Annotated in this window: 13 protein-coding genes and 1 riboswitch; of the genes, 6 read left to right on the forward strand and 7 right to left on the reverse strand. The window is 70.7% G+C overall.

Features of this window, described 5'->3' with window-relative positions; translation table 11 throughout:
* Positions 1-24: 24 nt before the first annotated feature.
* Positions 25-132: riboswitch (TPP riboswitch) on the forward strand.
* Positions 133-204: 72 nt separating this feature from the next.
* From ACFY6U_RS23075 to ACFY6U_RS23085, 3 genes are read left to right on the forward strand one after another with little or no spacing between them, the layout of a single operon-like run.
* Positions 205-1275: a thiamine ABC transporter substrate binding subunit gene (locus ACFY6U_RS23075; RefSeq protein WP_390040947.1), complete on the forward strand. Its 1071-nt coding sequence runs from the start codon at positions 205-207 to the stop codon at positions 1273-1275.
* 44 nt (positions 1276-1319) lie between these two features.
* Positions 1320-2918, forward strand: coding sequence for an ABC transporter permease (locus ACFY6U_RS23080; RefSeq protein ID WP_390041126.1), 1599 nt, complete (start codon positions 1320-1322; stop codon positions 2916-2918).
* On the forward strand, positions 2918-3940 hold the full coding sequence (locus tag ACFY6U_RS23085; RefSeq protein WP_390040949.1) for an ABC transporter ATP-binding protein: 1023 nt from the start codon (positions 2918-2920) through the stop codon (positions 3938-3940). Before ACFY6U_RS23080 ends, ACFY6U_RS23085 begins: the two co-directional genes overlap by 1 nt.
* A gap of 79 nt (positions 3941-4019) precedes the next feature.
* Here ACFY6U_RS23085 and ACFY6U_RS23090 read toward each other — a convergent pair whose 3' ends face one another.
* From ACFY6U_RS23090 to ACFY6U_RS23120, 7 genes are all read right to left on the reverse strand, one after another.
* Complete coding sequence (locus tag ACFY6U_RS23090; RefSeq protein ID WP_390040951.1) at positions 4020-4727, reverse strand: LAETG motif-containing sortase-dependent surface protein; 708 nt, start codon at positions 4725-4727, stop codon at positions 4020-4022.
* Between the two features lie 159 nt (positions 4728-4886).
* Entirely contained in the window at positions 4887-6041 is a 1155-nt protein-coding gene (locus ACFY6U_RS23095) for an LOG family protein (RefSeq protein WP_390040953.1), read from the reverse strand.
* Positions 6042-6057: 16 nt separating this feature from the next.
* Positions 6058-6465, reverse strand: coding sequence for a VOC family protein (locus ACFY6U_RS23100; RefSeq protein ID WP_294011994.1), 408 nt, complete (start codon positions 6463-6465; stop codon positions 6058-6060).
* A 109-nt stretch (positions 6466-6574) separates the two neighbouring features.
* Positions 6575-8023, reverse strand: a complete 1449-nt coding sequence (locus tag ACFY6U_RS23105) for a hypothetical protein (RefSeq protein ID WP_390040955.1) — start codon at positions 8021-8023, stop codon at positions 6575-6577.
* Positions 8005-8745, reverse strand: coding sequence for an ABC transporter ATP-binding protein (locus tag ACFY6U_RS23110; protein WP_390040957.1), 741 nt, complete (start codon positions 8743-8745; stop codon positions 8005-8007). Before ACFY6U_RS23110 ends, ACFY6U_RS23105 begins: the two co-directional genes overlap by 19 nt.
* A gap of 188 nt (positions 8746-8933) precedes the next feature.
* Positions 8934-10316 (reverse strand): aspartate aminotransferase family protein, encoded by a 1383-nt coding sequence (locus tag ACFY6U_RS23115; protein ID WP_294008897.1) that lies wholly within the window; start codon positions 10314-10316, stop codon positions 8934-8936.
* Positions 10301-10819 (reverse strand): Lrp/AsnC family transcriptional regulator, encoded by a 519-nt coding sequence (locus ACFY6U_RS23120; protein ID WP_351485096.1) that lies wholly within the window; start codon positions 10817-10819, stop codon positions 10301-10303. The genes ACFY6U_RS23115 and ACFY6U_RS23120 overlap by 16 nt, the downstream gene beginning before the upstream one ends.
* Positions 10820-10984: 165 nt before the next feature.
* Between ACFY6U_RS23120 and ACFY6U_RS23125 the strand changes: the two genes are divergently transcribed.
* From ACFY6U_RS23125 to ACFY6U_RS23135, 3 genes are all read left to right on the forward strand, one after another.
* Positions 10985-12424 carry a gamma-aminobutyraldehyde dehydrogenase gene (locus ACFY6U_RS23125; protein ID WP_390040959.1) on the forward strand — a complete coding sequence of 480 codons (1440 nt, stop codon included), beginning with the start codon at positions 10985-10987 and terminating at the stop codon, positions 12422-12424.
* Positions 12425-12667: 243 nt separating this feature from the next.
* Positions 12668-13861 carry a PotD/PotF family extracellular solute-binding protein gene (locus ACFY6U_RS23130; RefSeq protein ID WP_390040961.1) on the forward strand — a complete coding sequence of 398 codons (1194 nt, stop codon included), beginning with the start codon at positions 12668-12670 and terminating at the stop codon, positions 13859-13861.
* 1063 nt (positions 13862-14924) lie between these two features.
* Positions 14925-16199 carry a glycosyltransferase gene (locus ACFY6U_RS23135; protein ID WP_390040963.1) on the forward strand — a complete coding sequence of 425 codons (1275 nt, stop codon included), beginning with the start codon at positions 14925-14927 and terminating at the stop codon, positions 16197-16199.
* Positions 16200-16217: the final 18 nt, after the last annotated feature.

A 16217-nucleotide genomic window follows, 5' to 3' on the forward strand; every position in this document is an offset into this window, starting at 1 on the left:
TCTGAGGGCCGTAGGTACATCTTCATATTCCGACAGGGGAGCGCCACAGCGCTGAGAGTGCGGCAACCGGGCCGCAGACCCTCTGAACCTCGCCCAGGTCATTCTGGGTAGGAAGTTCGGTCATCACTCAAGCTGTTGCGCCCTGCCCGCACACCGCGGGCAGGGCCGCGTCTCTTCCTGGTCAACCCCAGGAGGAAAACACCAGTGCACACAAGGACCTTCTTGGCCGCGGCCGTCGGGCTCGGTCTCGTCACGCTGTCCGCGTGCTCGTCGTCGTCGGGTTCCGACGCCGATTCCAAGACCGTCACTCTGGTCAGCCACGACTCGTGGGCCGTCTCCAAGAACGTGCTCCAGGACTTCGAGAAGCAGTCCGGCTACAAGGTCAGGGTCCTCAAGGACGGTGACGCCGGGCAGGCCGTCAACAAGGCGATCCTGACCAAGGACAACCCGCAGGGCGACGTCTTCTTCGGCGTCGACAACACCCTGCTCTCCAGGGCCCTCGACAACGGTCTCTTCCAGCCGTACGAGGCGAAGGGGCTCGGCACGGTCGGCACGGCGTACCAGCTGGACGCGGACAGGCACCGGGTCACGCCCATCGACTACGGCGACATCTGCGTCAACTACGACAAGGCGTACTTCAGCAAGCACAAGCTGACCCCGCCGACCTCGTACGCCGATCTCGTCAAGCCGCAGTACAAGAACCTCCTCGTCACCGAGAACGCGTCCACCTCCTCGCCGGGGCTGGGATTCCTGCTAGGGAGCGCGGCTCAGTACGGCGACGACGGCTGGCAGGACTACTGGAAGAAGCTCAAGGCCAACGGCGTCAAGGTCGTCGACGGCTGGGAGCAGGCCTACGACGAGGAGTTCTCCGGCTCGGCCGGCGGCAAGAAGGCCGGCGGCGACCGGCCGCTCGTCGTGTCGTACGCCTCCTCGCCGCCCGCCGAGGTCATCTACGCCGACCCGAAGCCGAGCACCGCGCCCACCGGGGTCGCGACCGGCACCTGCTTCCGGCAGATCGAGTTCGCGGGGCTGCTGAGCAACGCGGGGAACACCAAGGGCGGCAAGGCCCTCATCGACTTCCTGGTCTCCAGGGAGTTCCAGGAGGACATGCCGCTGAACATGTTCGTGTACCCGGTGGTGAAGGGGGCGAGCGTGCCTGCCGAGTTCACGAAGTACGGGCCCGCAGCCCAGGACCCCGAGACCATGGCGCCCGACGAGATCGCCGCCAACCGTGACCAGTGGGTCAAGACGTGGACGTCACTCGTACTGAAGTAGCCGCGCACAAGGGCCGTTCGGGGAGCGCGGCGCGGCTCGGACTGATGTTCGTGCCGGTCGCGTTCTTCGCCGTCTTCTTCGCCTGGCCGGTCGCGGCGATCGTCACGCGCGGGCTGAGGGTCGACGGGGTGTGGCGGTTCGGGCGGATCGCCGACGTCGTCGGCCAGTCCGACATCCGGCACGTGCTCTGGTTCACCACCTGGCAGGCGCTCGCCTCCACCGCGCTCACCCTGCTGGCCGCGCTGCCCGCCGCCTACGTCTTCGCCCGCCTCGACTTCCCGGGCAAGCAGGTGCTGCGGGCCGTGGTGACGGTGCCCTTCGTGCTGCCGACGGTCGTGGTGGGCACCGCGTTCCTCGCGCTCGTCGGGCGGGGCGGCCTGCTGGACGAGTTGTGGGGCGTACGGCTGGACACCACCGTCTGGGCCATCCTGCTGGCGCACGTCTTCTTCAACTACGCGGTCGTCGTACGGACCGTGGGCGGGCTGTGGGCCCAGCTGGACCCGCGGCAGGAGGAGGCCGCCCGGATGCTCGGCGTCTCCCCCCTGGGCGCCTGGCGGAAGGTCACCCTGCCCGCGCTCGCGCCCGCCGTGGCCGCCGCCGCGCTGATGGTCTTCCTGTTCACCTTCACGTCCTTCGGCGTGGTGCAGATCCTCGGCGGGCCGACGTTCTCCACCCTCGAGGTGGAGATCTACCGGCAGACCTCCGAGCTCTTCGACCTCTCCACGGCCGCCGTCCTCACCCTCGTGCAGTTCGCCGCGGTCGGCGCGATCCTCGCCGTGCACGCGTGGACGGTACGGCGGCGGGAGAGCGCGCTCAGGCTGGTGGACCCGGCGGTGACGGCCCGCCGACCGCGCGGGGCCGGGCAGTGGGCGCTGCTCGGCGGGGTCCTCGCCACCATCGCCGTCCTCCTCGTGCTGCCGCTGGCCGTGCTGGTACGGCGGTCGCTGGACGGCGGGTTCGGGTACTACCGGGCGCTGGGCGCCGCCGACGGCGGGACCTTCCTGGTCGCGCCGATCGAGTCGGTCGTCAACTCGCTGCAGTACGCGGTCGTCGCCACCGCCGTCGCCGTGGTGATCGGCGCTCTCGCCGCCGCCGCGCTGGCCCGGCGGGACGCGGGGCGCCTCGTACGGGGGTTCGACGCGCTGCTGATGCTGCCCCTCGGGGTGTCCGCCGTGACCGTCGGTTTCGGGTTCCTGATCGCGCTCGACAAGCCACCGCTGGACCTGCGCCAGTCCTGGATCCTCGTCCCGCTTGCCCAGGCGCTGGTCGGCGTGCCCTTCGTCGTACGGACCATGCTGCCCGTGCTGCGGGCCGTGGACGAGCGGCTGCGGGAGGCGGCGGCCGTGCTGGGGGCCTCGCCCTGGCGGGTGTGGCGGGAGGTCGATCTGCCGTTGGTGCGGCGGGCGCTGCTGATCGCGGCGGGCTTCGCGTTCGCGGTGTCGCTGGGGGAGTTCGGGGCGACGGTGTTCATCGCGCGGCCGGACAACCCGACCCTGCCGGTCGCCGTGGCCCGGCTGCTGTCCCGTCCCGGTGATCTCAACTACGGCCAGGCGATGGCCCTTTCCACGATTCTGATGGTGGTGTGCGCGGTGGCGCTGCTGGTCCTCGAGCGGCTGCGGACCGACCGGACGGGGGAGTTCTGATGCCGCTTCTCGAACTGGAGCAGGCGACGGTGCGGTTCGGCGGGCGGGCCGTGCTCGACACCGTCGGCCTGGAGGTGGCCGAGCACGAGGTGGTGTGCGTGCTCGGGCCGAGCGGGAGCGGCAAGTCGACGCTGCTGCGGGCGGTTGCCGGGCTGCAACGGCTCGACTCCGGGCGGGTGTCGCTCGACGGGCATGACCAGGCGCGGGTGCCGGCGCACCAGCGGGGGGTCGGGCTGATGTTCCAGGATCATCAGCTGTTCCCGCAGCGGGACGTGGGCGGGAACGTGGCCTTCGGGCTTCGGATGCGTGGCGCCGGGAAGGCGCAACAGGCCGAGCGGGTGGCTGAGTTGCTGGAGCTGGTGGGGCTCCCGGGTGCGGCCAGGCGGGCCGTCGCCGGGCTCTCCGGCGGTGAGCAGCAGCGGGTGGCGCTCGCGCGGGCGCTGGCGCCCCGGCCCCGGCTGCTGATGCTCGACGAACCGCTGGGGCAGCTCGACCGCTCGCTGCGGGAGCGGCTCGTGGTCGAACTCCGCGAGCTGTTCGGGAGGTTGGGCACCACCGTGCTGGCGGTGACGCACGACCAGGGCGAGGCGTTCGCGCTGGCCGACCGTGTGGTGGTGATGCGGGACGGGCGGATCGCCCAGTCCGGCACGCCACTTGAGGTCTGGCAGCGGCCCGCGGACGAGTTCGTGGCCCGCTTCCTCGGCTTCGGCAACGTGGTCCCGGCGACCGTGGAGGAGGCGGTCGCGGTGACGCCGTGGGGGAAGCTGCCGGTGCCCGAGGGCTCGGCGCAGGGCCCGCGGACGCTGCTGGTGCGGCCGGCGGGGGTACGGCTCGTCGCCCCCGACGCGGGGCTGCCCTGCACGGTGGCCGCCCGCACCTTCCAGGGCACCCATGTCACCGTCCACCTCCAGCCCGCGGACGGGCCCCGGCTGGAAGCGGCCTGCGCGCTGCGGGAGGCGCCGGAGGCCGGGGACGCGGTGGGTGTCGAGTTCGACGCGGCGGAGACCGTCGTACTGGACTGACCGCGTGCGCGGGTACGGCCGAGGCCCGCCCCCCGGGGATACGGGGACGGGCCTCGACGATGTGCGGGTGAGAGGCGCGTCAGTTGCCGCTGTGCGCCCCACGACGGCGCATGCCGAACCAGACGGCTCCACCGCCGACCACCACGAGCGCGGCGGCGATACCGGCGATCAGGCCGGTGTTGGAGTTGGCACCGGTCTCGGCGAGGTTCGACTCACCGACGGCCGGGGAGGGAGCGTTGTCCGACGTGCCGGCCGGGGCGGTGGTGCTGTCCGTGGCCGACGGGGTCGGGGAGTCCGACTCGGCCGGGGTGGTCTCGGACGCCGACGGCGACGGGGTGGTCGAGCCCGAGGGGGAGGGGCTGGAGCTCTCCGTGGACTTGCACGCCGTCGACGGGGTCGTCAGGCTGGGCGTGATGTCCGTGTCGATCTGGATCTTGCCACTGTCGACCTTGACGTGGACGCGGTACGTCGCGTCGGGCGCCCAGTCCTCGGAGAAGGTGATCTTCTTGCCTGCCTTGGAGCCCTTGACGGTCTGGGCGTCGCCGACCTGCTTCGCGTCGGCACCGTTGCTCTCGAGGAAGACGGTGATGGTGGCCGGAGTACCTGAGGCGTCCTGGTCGGTGACCGTGATGACACCGTTGGAGCCGTCGCAGGTGGCTTCGGCGGAGAACTCGGAGATGTTGCACGCGAAGGCGCTGCTGGAGACGCCCAGGGCCAGCGCGGCCGACGCGGAGGCAACACCCAGGATGCGCACGGAACGACGTGCACTGCGGCGGGATATGGACACGTTTGTCCTTACTGAGTGCATAACTGCGGGGGGTAAAGAGGGAATTGACGCGACGACGGGGTGAGGCATCGGAATCCCCAAGAGGCTCACAGGTCTATAAGCGCTCCGTAAGTAGTGTCAATGCATATGCGGTCCACGGGCGTTGACTTTACCTGCTCATTAATCGCTGAGACGTTTCAGCGCCTGTGAAGCTTGCTCGATCCGGTCAACCAGGGCGATACGGGACGCCATCGCGCGCTCCCCCGCGAGCGAGGTCAGCAGCTGCCAGGCCGGCAGTTTCTCGCTCCAGTGCGCCTCGTTCACGAGCACCATCGGGGTCGGCCCGCCGCGTGACTCGTAGTAGTTGGGCGTCGCGTTGTCGAAGATCTCCTGTACGGTCCCGGCGGCGCCCGGCAGGAACACCACTCCGGCGTTGGAGCGGGCCAGCAGGCCGTCCTCGCGGGTGGCGTTGGCGAAGTACTTGGCGATGTGCGCGGCGAAGGCGTTCGGCGGCTCATGGCCGTAGAACCAGGTGGGGATGCCGACCGACGGGCCACCGTCCGGCCAGCGCTCGCGGACCTCGAAGGCGGCGCGCGCCCAGTCGGTGACCGACGGCCGGAACGACGGTGCCTTGGCGAGGAGTTCCAGCGCCTCGTCGAGCATCCCGTCGTCGAAGGGCGCCGCGTACGCGCCCAGGTTCGCCGCCTCCATCGCGCCCGGCCCGCCGCCGGTCGCCACCGTGAACCCGGCCCGCGCCAGTTCCCGGCCGAGCCGGGCGGCACCGGCGTACTCCGCCGTGCCGCGGGCCATCGCGTGCCCGCCCATCACGCCCACCACCCGGGCGCCGACGAGGAGTTCGTCCAGCGCGTCGGAGACCGCGTCGTCGTGGATCGAGCGCAGCATCGAGCCGAATATGTCGCCGTCCGCCTTGGTCTGCTGGAACCAGGCGTACGAACGGGCGTCCGAGGTCGCCTCGTAGCCGGCGTCGAGCGAGTCGAACAGCTCGTCGGGCGTGTAGACGAAGGCGCGGTAGGGGTCGAAGGGGAGGTCCGGGACCGGCGGGAACACCAGCGCGCCGGACGCGCCGGCCCGGGCGGCGGCCTCGGGGGACATCGGGCAGCCGAGGAAGACGGCGCCGGTGGTGTCGGTGGTCAGCAGGGCGTCCGTACGGTCCGTCAGATCGACGGCCTGGATCCGGTACTGGGCGAGCGTGCCGTGCGCGGCGACGACCTCGTCGAACTCGGCGAGGGACTCGATCTCACGGTCGCGGGCGGCCCGGTGCGGCTGGGCGGGACGGGGCTGCGCGGAGGACGGCTGGGCGGGTGTCGGATGCACCCGCCCACTCTAGGTGTCAGCCCTGCACCGCCGCCGGGTCCATCCACACGACCTCCCAGCTGTGGCCGTCGAGGTCCTCGAAGGACCGGCCGTACATGAAGCCCTGGTCCTGGACGTCGTCGTTCGCCGTGCCGCCGGCCGCGACCGCCTTCCCCACCAGCTCGTCGACCTTCTCGCGGCTCTCCGCGCTCAGGCAGATCAGCACCTCGCTGGTCTTCGTCGAGTCGGCGATCTCCTTCTTCGTGAAGTCGGCGTAGCGCTGCTTGCTCAGCAGCATGGCGATGATCGTATCGCTGATCACGACGCAGGAGCAGTCGTCGGTGCTGAACTGCGGGTTGATCGAGTAGCCGAGCTCCGTGAAGAACTTCCGCGATGCGGCGACGTCGTTGGTGGCCAGGTTCACGAAGATCATCTGCTGGTACATGGGGTCTCTCCCTCGGGTGTCGTGCCGTTCGTGGGGGTAGACCGGGGGACGCGGCGAAAGTCATCGCCGGGTCCGGATCTTTTCGTACGGCCTTTCCTCGTACGGTCTTTCAGCGTGCGAGCGGGAGTGCGGCGAGCTCCGCGATCAGCAGGGTGAGCGGGCCGAAGAGGACCAGCAGGGCGCCGGTGCGCAGGGCCGCCGCGCTGCGCAGTACGGTCGCCGGGGCGCCGAGGCGGAGCAGGGCCGCGGTGATGTCGGCGCGGTACTGGCGGGCCTCGACGGCGGCGGTGGCGAGGGTGGCGACCGTGCAGCCGGCCACCACGAGGCCGCCGAGGGCGGTGAGGGGGCCGAAGGCGGGGGCGCTGCCGGCGTCGCCGTCGAGGGCGGTGGCCGCGACGGCCGCCGACGCCACCGCGCAGACGACACCGAGGGGGCGGCCGATGCGGGTGGCCTCCGCCATCAGGACGCGGCCGGCGAGGAGGCGGCGGGCGCCGGGGCGGACGGCCTGGAGGAGGCGGCCGCAGAGGTGGGTGAGGCCGGGGGCGGCGAGGATCAGGCCGAGGGCGGTGAGAGCCCAGCCGGCGAGGACGCCGACGGGGCCGCCGGCCAGGCCGCCGGGGAGGGGGGTGTGCGGGGCGGTGTCGGTGACGCCGGCGTAGGACTCCACGGCGAGGCCGGCGGCGAGGACGGCGATGCCCCAGGGGAGGCCGGGGGGTGAGGTGGCGGGGAGGTCGGGGAGCGGGGCCGGGGTTTCCTCGCTGTGGTCGGCTGGGCCGGGGGTGGGCGGGGTGTCGCTTACCGGCGCTTGCAGGGTGCAGTCCGCGCCCACCCGTGCCGCCCCAGCGGCACGACTGCCCGCGGGTTGAAGCGGTGGCTGGGGGGCGGACGCGGGTTGAGTGGAGGTGAGTGGTGGGCGGGTGGTGGGCGTCGGGCCGCGGAAGAAGCGGGCGCCGAAGCGGCCGTAGGCGCCGAAGGTTTCGGGTTTTGCTGTTCGGTCGTAGGCGCCGAAGCGGCCGTGGATGCGGGAGCGGGTGCCGGGGTGGGGCAGGTCGCGGGGGCGGAGGGTGAGGGCGACCGTTGCGGAGGCGAGGACCGGCAGGACGGTCAGGAGGGTCAGGACCGCCGGGACGGGCAGGGACCTGTCCGCGGCCAGGAAGTCCTTCGCCGCGCCGTCGAAGGGCATGCCCGTGAGGTCGCCGCGCAGGTGGAGGAAGACCAGGAGGGCCAGCAGGGAGCCCAGGGCGCAGGCGAGGGCCGTGTTGAGGGCGGCGAGGGCCATCAGGCGGGCCGGGCCCAGGCCGAAGGCGGAGAGACCGGAGCGCGGCTTGGCGCCGGGGTCGGTGCGGGCCACCGCGACCGCGAGGTACACCGTGCTGGCGAGCGGGATCGCGCACCAGGACAGGCGCAGGAGAGCTGCCGTCGAGTGGGTCGGGTGGGTCAGCGCGTAGCCGAGGGCGGACAGCAGCAGGAAACCCGTGCCGGCGGCCGCCGCGGCCACCAGGAGGCGGCGCAGGTGGACGGCCGGGTGGGTGGCGCGGGTCAGGCGGAGAGCGAGCACTCGGCCCGGCCTTCCGTCTCGGGGACCGGCGGCAGGTGGACGGTGTTCACCCGGCGGCCGTCCAGGAGGTCGACCTTGCGGTCGGCGAGGGCCGCCGTCTCCGCGTCGTGCGTGGCGAGGACGACCGTGATGCCGTGCGAGCGGGCCGCCGTGGTGAGGGTACGCAGGACGTGGGCGCGGTCGGCGCGGTGCAGCGGGGCCGTCGGCTCGTCGGCGAAGAGGACCGTGGGCGCGGGGGCGAGGGCGCGGGCGATGGAGACGCGCTGGCGTTCGGCCTGCTGGAGTTCGCCGGGGTGCCTGCGGGCCTTGTCGCCGACGTCGAGGCGCTCCAGCCACTCCAGCGCGGCCACCTTGGCCCGGCGGCGGCCGGTGCCGCGCAGCATCAGGGGCAGGGCGGTGTTCTCCCAGACGTTCAGCTCGGGGACGAGAGCCGGGGCCGGGTCGATCCAGCCGAAGCGGTCGCGGCGCAGCCGCTCGCGGGCGAACGGGCCCATCCGGTGCACGGCCTTGCTGTTGAACCAGACCTCGCCGCCCTGCGCCGGGACCAGACCGGCCAGGCACCTCAGCAGCGTCGTCTTGCCGCTGCCGCGCGGGCCGCTGACGGCGAGGATCTCGCCCTCCCGGACGCCCAGCGAGATGCCGGTGACACCCGGTGAGCTGTCCGGGTGGCGGAAGTGCAGGGCGCGTGCCCACAGCACGTCGTTGTCCGGCGGGGCCTCCATGGGCGTACACCTCGGTTCTGATCCGTTTTGCCGTGCCTTCCCACGTCCGGGGGAACGAAGGCTGGGCCGATCGGTCACGTGCACGCTAGGCAGATCCGGGGGCGGAGCCCGGACAGCACGCGGCCCCGGGCCGCCGTTCTCACTCGAACGGGCGGCGCCGGGGCCGGGTCGGACCGCTGATGCGATGATCAGAGCTTGGTCCACGCCTCCGTGAGGGTGGCGCGCAGGATCTGCTCGATCTCGTCGAAGGTCTCCTGGTTGGAGATCAGCGGCGGGGCGAGCTGGACGACCGGGTCGCCGCGGTCGTCGGCACGGCAGTACAGGCCGTTCTCGAACAGGGCCTTCGAGAGGAAGCCGTACAGGACGCGCTCGGTCTCCTCGTCGTTGAAGGACTCCTTGGTCGCCTTGTCCTTGACCAGCTCGATGCCGTAGAAGAAGCCGTTGCCGCGGACGTCGCCGACGATCGGCAGGTCGTGCAGCTTCTGCAGGGTGGAGAGGAAGGCGCCCTCGTTGTCCAGGACGTGCTGGTTGAGGTTCTCGCGCTCGAACAGGTCGAGGTTGGCGAGGCCGACCGCCGCGGAGACCGGGTGGCCGCCGAAGGTGTAGCCGTGCAGGAAGGTGTTGTCGCCCTTGTAGAACGGCTCGGCGACGCGGTCGGAGACGATGCACGCGCCGATCGGGGAGTAGCCCGAGGTCATGCCCTTGGCGCAGGTGATCATGTCCGGGACGTAGCCGAACTTGTCACAGGCGAACATCGTGCCCAGGCGGCCGAAGGCGCAGATGACCTCGTCGGAGACCAGGAGCACGTCGTACTGGTCGCAGATCTCGCGCACGCGCTGGAAGTAGCCGGGCGGGGGCGGGAAGCAGCCGCCCGCGTTCTGGACCGGCTCCAGGAAGACCGCGGCGACGGTGTCGGGGCCCTCGAAGAGGATCTGCTGCTCGATCTGGTCGGCGGCCCAGCGGCCGAAGGCCTCCGGGTCGTCGCCGTGGATCGGGGCGCGGTAGATGTTGGTGTTCGGGACCTTGTGGGCACCGGGGACGAGGGGCTCGAAGGGAGCCTTCAGCGCCGGCAGACCGGTGATCGACAGGGCGCCCTGCGGGGTGCCGTGGTACGCGACCGCGCGGGAGATGACCTTGTACTTGGTCGGCTTGCCCTGCAGCTTGAAGTACTGCTTGGCGAGCTTCCAGGCGGTCTCGACGGCCTCGCCGCCGCCGGTGGTGAAGAAGACCTTGTTCAGGTCGCCGGGGGCGTGGTCGGCCAGCCGCTCCGCGAGCTCGACGGCCTTCGGGTGGGCGTACGACCACACCGGGAAGAACGCCAGCTCCTGGGCCTGCTTGAACGCGGTCTCGGCGAGTTCGGTGCGGCCGTGACCGGCCTGGACCACGAACAGACCGGCGAGACCGTCGAGGTAGCGCTTGCCCTTGTCGTCGTAGATGTAGGTGCCCTCGCCCCGGACGATGGTCGGGACGGGCGAGTTCTCGTACGAGGACATGCGGGTGAAGTGCATCCACAGGTGGTCGTACGCGGTGCGGCTGAGGTCCTTCTGGGTCACGGTTATCGGGTTCCCCACATGTAGGTCTGCTTCTTCAGCTTCAGGTAGACGAAGCTTTCGGTGGAGCGCACGCCGGGCAGGGCCCGGATGCGTTTGTTGATGACGTCCAGCAGGTGGTCGTCGTCCTCGCAGACGATCTCCGCGAGGATGTCGAACGAGCCCGCGGTCATCACCACGTACTCGACTTCCGACATGGCGCTCAGCGCATCCGCGATCGACTCGACATCGCCCTCGACGTTGATGCCGACCATCGCCTGCCGGCGGAAGCCCACGGTGAGCGGGTCCGTGACGGCGACGATCTGCATGACGCCCTGGTCCAGCAGCTTCTGGACGCGCTGGCGCACGGCCGCCTCCGACAGGCCGACGGCCTTGCCGATCGCGGCGTACGGACGGCGGCCGTCCTCCTGGAGCTGCTGGATGATGGCGAGGGAGACGGCGTCCAACTGGGGAGTGCCGTTCCTGGACTCGCGGGACGAGTCCCTCTGGTCTGCGCTTCGACTGGCCACGACCTCACTGTGCACGACGTCTCGACGGTTCCGCAAGGCCGTATCGATGAAATTCGTTGTTTGAGGCGCCGTGGATTGCGGATTTCGCAGACGCGGCGGCCGTGGGGGTGTTGAAAACGTGGGATCTCGGATTACTGTGGGTGTCTCAGTGATTGGACACCCGAACTTGGAGGGCCGGCAGTGAGCACCGAGCTGCGTCGTCTGCGCAATTACATCGACGGTGAGTTCCGGGACGCCGCCGACGGGCGGACCACCGAGGTGGTCAACCCCGCGACCGGCGAGGCGTACGCCACCGCCCCGCTGTCCGGGGAGGCCGACGTCGACGCGGCGATGGCGGCCGCGGCCGCGGCCTTCCCGGGCTGGCGCGACACCACGCCCGCCGAGCGGCAGAAGGCCCTGCTGAAGATCGCGGACGCGTTCGAGGAGCGGGCCGAGGAACTCATCGCGGCGGAGGTGGAGAACACCGGCAAGCCGACCGGGCTCACCCGCTCCGAGGAGATCCCGCCGATGGTCGACCAGATCCGGTTCTTCGCCGGTGCGGCCCGGATGCTGGAGGGCCGCTCGGCCGGCGAGTACATGGAGGGGATGACCTCCATCGTCCGCCGCGAGCCGGTCGGCGTCTGCGCGCAGGTCGCGCCGTGGAACTACCCGATGATGATGGCCGTGTGGAAGTTCGCCCCGGCGATCGCCGCGGGCAACACGGTGGTCCTCAAGCCGTCGGACACCACCCCGGCGTCGACCGTCCTGATGGCCGAGATCATCGGCGGGATCCTGCCGAAGGGCGTCTTCAACGTCGTCACGGGCGACCGTGACACCGGCCGCCTGATGGTCGAGCACCCCGTCCCGGCCATGGCCTCCATCACCGGCTCCGTGCGCGCCGGCATGCAGGTCGCCGAGTCCGCGTCCAAGGACCTCAAGCGGGTCCACCTGGAGCTGGGCGGCAAGGCGCCGGTCGTCGTCTTCGAGGACACCGACATCGCCAAGGCCGTCGAGGACATCTCCGTCGCGGGCTTCTTCAACGCGGGCCAGGACTGTACGGCGGCGACCCGGGTCCTCGTCCAGGAGTCCATCCACGACGAGTTCGTGGCCGCGCTCGCGAAGGCCGCGGCCGAGACGAAGACCGGGCAGCCGGACGACGAGGACGTGCTGTTCGGGCCGCTGAACAACCCGAACCAGCTCAAGCAGGTCTCCGGCTTCATCGAGCGGCTCCCCGCCCACGCCAAGGTCGAGACCGGCGGGCAGCGGGTCGGTGACAAGGGGTACTTCTACGCGCCGACCGTCGTCTCCGGCGTCAAGCAGGACGACGAGATCATCCAGAAGGAGGTCTTCGGGCCGGTCATCACCGTCCAGTCCTTCTCGGACGAGGAGCAGGCCGTCGAGTGGGCCAACGGCGTCGAGTACGCCCTCGCGTCCTCGGTGTGGACCAAGGACCACGGGCGGGCGATGCGGATGTCCAAGAAGCTGGACTTCGGCTGCGTGTGGATCAACACGCACATCCCGCTGGTCGCGGAGATGCCGCACGGCGGCTTCAAGAAGTCCGGGTACGGCAAGGACCTGTCCGGGTACGGGTTCGAGGACTACACGCGGATCAAGCATGTGATGACGTCGCTGGACGCGTAGGTCGCAGGTCGGGTGCGGGTGCGTGGGGGCTGGTCGCGCAGTTCCTCCCCCAGCCTTCGGCCGGGGGTACCCCCAGCGCCCCTCGCACGGGCGTTGCGCTGCCCGGGGTCGGGAAGTCCCCCGGGCAGCGCTCTGCTGTAACGCCGTGTTGACCTGGGTCATCGACAAGGTGTCAGGTCCGTGCCAGGTGGCTCGACGCAGCGTCGATTGCCCGGTGAGGGGCGGGCGCGACATTCTTCAGGTGTGCCCCAGACCTCTTCCCGGACGTCCGCGCTCTCCCGTCGCTCCCTGCTGCGCGCGCTCGGCGGCACCGCCGCGCTCGGCGCGCTGGCGGGCTGCGGGGTGCCCGCCGCCTACGTCAAGGCCGGCGACCGCGCCGTGACCGACCTGTCCGCCAGGGACCACAGGCTGGTCTTCGCGAACTGGCCGCTGTACATCGACGTGGACGACGACAACCCGAACAAGAGGCCCACCCTCGACGCCTTCGGAAAGAGCACCGGGATCTCCGTCGACTACATCGAGGAGATCAACGACAACGACGAGTTCTTCGGCAAGATCAGCCCCGCGCTGATGAACCACCAGTCCACCGGCCGCGACCTGATCGTCGTCAGCGACTGGATGTGCGCGCGGTTCGTCCGCCTGGGCTGGGTCCAGAAGATGGACCGAGCCCACCAGCCCAACGTGGCGAAGTACCTGGACCCGCTGCTCCGCTCGCCCGCCTTCGACCCGGGCCGCCTCTCCACCGTGCCGTGGCAGTCGGGCATCACCGGCATCGCGTACAACCGCAGGAAGCTGGGCCGCGAGGTCCGGCACGTCAAGGACCTGTGGGCGAGCGACCTCAAGGGCCGGGTGACCCTGCTCTCCGGCCTCGACGAGGCCTTCGCGCTGCTCATGCAGGGCAACGGCGTGGACATCACCAAGTGGACGGCCGACGACTTCTACGCCGTCTGCGACGAGGTGCAGCAGCAGGTCGACCGGGGCCAGATCCGCCGCTTCACCGGCAACGACTACACCAAGGACCTGGTCAGCGGGGACGTCCTGGCCTGCCAGGCGTACTCCGGCGACGTCATCCAGCTCCAGGCCGACAACCCCGACATCCGCTTCGTCGTCCCCGAGGAGGGCGCGGAGCTCTGGTCCGACTCCCTGATGATCCCGGACCGCGCCGCCCACAAGTCCAACGCCGAACGCCTCGTCGACTACTACTACGAGCCCGAGGTCGCCGCCGAACTGGCGGCCTGGGTCAACTACGTCTGCCCCGTCCCGGCCGCCCGGCAGGTCCTCGCCGACTCCAAGGACAAGGACACCGCGGCCCTCGCCGACAACCCCCTGATCTTCCCCAACACGGCGATGCGCAAGCGCCTCGCGATCGCCCGGGACATCACGTCGACGGAACGGGTCGAGTTCGCCAAGCGGTGGAACGGGATCGTGGGGTTGTAGGGGCGGGCCGTGGTGGTTGTGTGACGAGGGTTTTCAGTCGGCACAAAAGAGGGATGGTTGGCACCGAGATCACTTGGCGTTCTCGCAGGTGACGGCGTCACCTCAACGCACGTGGCTCGGGCCGCGTTCGATTGGTCCCGGGGGTATGGAACTCCGGGGTTCATGCCGCTGTCGGTGGTGATCGGCGGCTGGTCCCAGGCAAGACTCATCTGTGCACCGGCCTCCGCTCGTGCCGTGGCCACGAGGGTCGCGTAGGGGCCCGCGACGGCTGATGCCTCTGTCTGGAGCCACGCCTGGTGGAAGGCCATCCGTGCCGGCAAGCCGCTGATCTCGTCGGTGAGCTGTTGTCTTACGGCGGACGAGGATGTGGGGCGGCGCCGTATGCGGTACGGCATCTCCAGGTACTCCTCGACCGCAGTCAGTGCTTCGGCGAAGGTCTTCGCCCGGCGCTGCTTGCGCACAGCCCGCGGGTTGAGGGCGTACGTCAGGAAGGCGCCGAAGAGGGCGATGAAGGGGACGAACAGGGCCGCGGTCTGGGCCCACGTCCAGCCGCCGTCCGTCGCTTGTGCCGTCGCGATGACCGCCACGCACCATCCTCCGGCATGACGTGAGGCGCAGGCCTGTCGACAGTCCACCGAGCAGCTCATGGACAGGTGGGTCCGTCGAGATCGCCGCGCTCGCGCAGACCAGAAGGACGAGAGCACGCTCCCGCCCTCAGGGACGCAGCCGACGGACCTCCACACCGGCACCGAAGGCATTCATGCCGTAAGCGTATGGACCGGCCCGAACGAGCACGTCATGCCACGGCCGTCGCCGGAGTGGTCGCACAGCATTCTCTCGGCCGATTCCCGGCCCGCTGACCTCGTCCGCTCATCTTCTGTCGCAAGGATCGGCGACGTACCCCGCCGCCAGTCGGCGGAGGGACTGACAGCGGACTCCCCGTCAGTTCCCAGCTTCCTCCCCGCGTTTCCCCTGTCGCACAGGTCAGAGTCGACCAGTGCGCCGCCAGGACGTGGGCGTGCGCGGGAGCCGCCCCCACCGACCCCCATCCCTCGAGGAACCCATGACGCAGACAACCAGTGGCTTGCGTACGGCCCGGAGTTTCCAGCCGCCGACACTGGCCGACGCCGCGGACCCGGCCGCGACCCGCACGCCGACCGTCGAGATCGTCATCCCGGTCTACAACGAGGAACGCGCGCTGCCCGGCTGCATCCGCACCCTGCACGCGCGGTTGCGTGACGAGCTGCCGTACCCCTGGCGGATCACCGTGGCCGACAACGCCAGCGTCGACGGGACCCTCAACGTGGCCCGGGAACTCTCCGACGAACTGCCCGGCGTCGGTTTTGTCCACCTCGAACGCAAAGGACGAGGCCTCGCGCTGCGCACCGTCTGGGGCACGAGCGACGCCGAGATCGTCGTCTATATGGACGTCGACCTGTCCACCGGCCTCGACGGGCTGCTGCCGCTCATCGCCCCGCTCGCCAGCGGCCACTCCGACCTTGCCATCGGCAGCCGCCTCGCCCCCGGCGCCCGAACCGTGCGCGGCCCGCGCCGGGAGTTGATCTCCCGCTGCTACAACGCCTTGATCCGGGTCACCCACGGCGCCCGCTTCAGCGACGCGCAGTGCGGGTTCAAGGCCGCCCGCACCGAGGCGCTGCGTCCGCTGCTGTCGAAGACCGAGGACGACGCCTGGTTCTTCGACACCGAACTGCTGCTGCTCGCCGAGCACAACGGACTGCGTATCCACGAGGTCCCCGTCGACTGGGTGGAGGACGTCGACACCCGGGTGGACGTCGTCGGCACCGCGACCGACGATCTCAAGGGCCTGTGGCGGATGGCCCGGCTCAAGGCGTCCGGTGCCGCGCGCGTCCCCGTTCCGGCCCGCCCGCAACCGGCCGCCGAGCACCCCGACGCGGTCCTGGCCCCGGACGCGGCCCGCTCCCAACTCGCCTGGCAGATCGGCTGTTTCGTCCTCATCGGCATCGCCTCGACCCTTGGGCAGGCCCTGCTCTACTGGCTGCTGCGGGGGTGGTGGCAGCCCGCCGCGGCCAACTTCGTCTCCCTGCTCGTGCTCACACTCCTCAACACCGAGGCCAACCGCCGGCTCACCTTCCGCTACTCCGCGGACGGCGTCGGCGCCGGACGCGTCCACCTGGGCGCGGGCGCACTGTTCGTCGTGGGCTACCTCATCACCTCGGCCGCCGTCCTGGTCTTCCGCGACGCCGTGCCCGGTGCGTCGGCGGCCGCCGAGACGCTCGTGTTGGCCGTTTCCTCCGTCCTGGTGACCGGCATTCGCTTCCTGGTACTGCGGCTGGCCGTGTTCCGCCGCGCGTCCTGATCCCCCTCCCCGAGACCC

Origin of the sequence: Streptomyces sp. NPDC013157 (assembly GCF_042899865.1) — a bacterium.
Lineage (GTDB): Bacteria > Actinomycetota > Actinomycetes > Streptomycetales > Streptomycetaceae > Streptomyces.

What these genes read in the sequence shown, in the direction of transcription:
- ACFY6U_RS23080 (WP_390041126.1), top strand. Translation starts at nt 1,320, where the DNA reads ATGTTCGTGCCGGTCGCGTTCTTCGCCGTCTTCTTCGCCTGGCCGGTC.
- ACFY6U_RS23085 (WP_390040949.1), top strand. Translation starts at nt 2,918, where the DNA reads ATGCCGCTTCTCGAACTGGAGCAGGCGACGGTGCGGTTCGGCGGGCGG.
- ACFY6U_RS23100 (WP_294011994.1), bottom strand. Translation starts at nt 6,465, where the DNA reads ATGTACCAGCAGATGATCTTCGTGAACCTGGCCACCAACGACGTCGCC.
- ACFY6U_RS23110 (WP_390040957.1), bottom strand. Translation starts at nt 8,745, where the DNA reads ATGGAGGCCCCGCCGGACAACGACGTGCTGTGGGCACGCGCCCTGCAC.
- ACFY6U_RS23135 (WP_390040963.1), top strand. Translation starts at nt 14,925, where the DNA reads ATGACGCAGACAACCAGTGGCTTGCGTACGGCCCGGAGTTTCCAGCCG.